The organism is Mesorhizobium sp. M7A.F.Ca.CA.002.09.1.1 (genome assembly GCF_003998555.1).
Classification (GTDB): Bacteria; Pseudomonadota; Alphaproteobacteria; order Rhizobiales; family Rhizobiaceae; genus Mesorhizobium; species Mesorhizobium ciceri.
On the sequence record NZ_RZRR01001221.1, the window covers coordinates 1 to 1,275 of the forward strand.

Annotated in this window: 1 protein-coding gene and 1 pseudogene; one reads left to right on the forward strand and one right to left on the reverse strand. The window is 64.5% G+C overall.

Annotated features, from left to right (window positions below):
* Nucleotides 1-1,043, forward strand: a 1,043-nt coding sequence (locus EN994_RS31970) for a carboxypeptidase M32 (RefSeq protein WP_127308178.1), incomplete at its 5' end; no start/stop codon positions are given.
* 27 nt (nucleotides 1,044-1,070) lie between these two features.
* On the opposite strand, the pseudogene EN994_RS31975 reads toward EN994_RS31970, so the two are convergent.
* Nucleotides 1,071-1,275 (reverse strand): annotated as a pseudogene (locus EN994_RS31975) (ABC transporter); the annotation flags it as partial.

Consider the following 1,275-nt stretch of genomic DNA (forward strand, 5'->3'; position numbering starts at 1 on the left):
CCTATGACGCGCTGATGGAGCAGTACGACCCCGGCAACCGCACCGCCGACATCACGCCTGTGTTCAGCGACCTGAAGGCTTTTCTGAAAAGTTTCGTGCCGGAGGCGCTGGCGATCCAGGACGCACGGCAGCGCAAGCGCCCGCTGAAGCCGCTTTCGGGCACCTATGCGATCGATCGGCAGCGCGAGCTCGGCCTTGCCATGATGACGGCAGTCGGCTTCGACCTGACGCATGGGTCGCTGTCGGTGTCGCACCACCCTTTCTGCGGCGGCGTGCCGAGCGACGTGCGTATCACCACCCGCTACAAGACGTCCGACTTCCTGTCGGCGCTGATGGGCGTGCTGCACGAGACCGGCCATGCGCTCTACGAACAGAACCTGCCCAAGGCATGGTCGCACTGGCCGCTCGGCAAAGCGCGCGGCATGGCCGTGCATGAAAGCCAGAGCCTGTTCGTCGAGAAGCAGCTAGGCCGCAACCCGGCCTTCTGGCGCTGGGCGCTGCCAGTGGTTGAAAAGCATCTCGGCGAAGCCTGGTCGCTCGACGACATCCTGCCGCACGTGCATCGCGTCGGACGCGGCCTGATCCGGGTCGATGCCGACGAGGTGACCTATCCCCTGCATGTCATCCTGCGCTACGAACTGGAACAGGAACTCGTCTCGGGCCGGCTGGAGGTGGCCGATCTGCCCGAAGCCTGGGACGCCAAGATGCGCGACTACCTCGGCCTTTCCACCATCGACAACCCAGCCGACGGGCCAATGCAGGACGTGCATTGGCCCGGGGCAGCTTTCGGCTACTTCCCCTCCTACACGCTGGGCGCGATGATGGCAGCACAGCAATGGGCGGCGCTGACGCGGGAGCATCCTGCCGCCGACGAGGATCTCGCCAAAGGCAATTTCGAGGCGATCAACGACTGGCGCCGCCAAAAAATCTGGTCACAGGGGTCACGCTGGTCGACGCCGGACCTGCTCGAACGCGCCACAGGCGAAAAGCTCAACGCCACCTATTTCGTGAACCATCTGAAACAGCGCTATGGAGCCGCATAGCGGCTGTCGCCACAGCGCCAGATCTGCCTATTCCGCCGCGCCCCTGAAAGCACTGGCGCCGGTTTCGAACTGCAGCTTGGCCAGCCGTGCATAGATGCCGCCCTTGGCGACAAGGCTTTGATGCGTGCCTTCCTCGACGATCGAGCCCCCATCCATGACCAGGATCCTGTCGGCCTTCAGCACCGTTGCCAGGCGGTGGGCGATGACGATCGTGGTGCGGCCCTGCATCAGC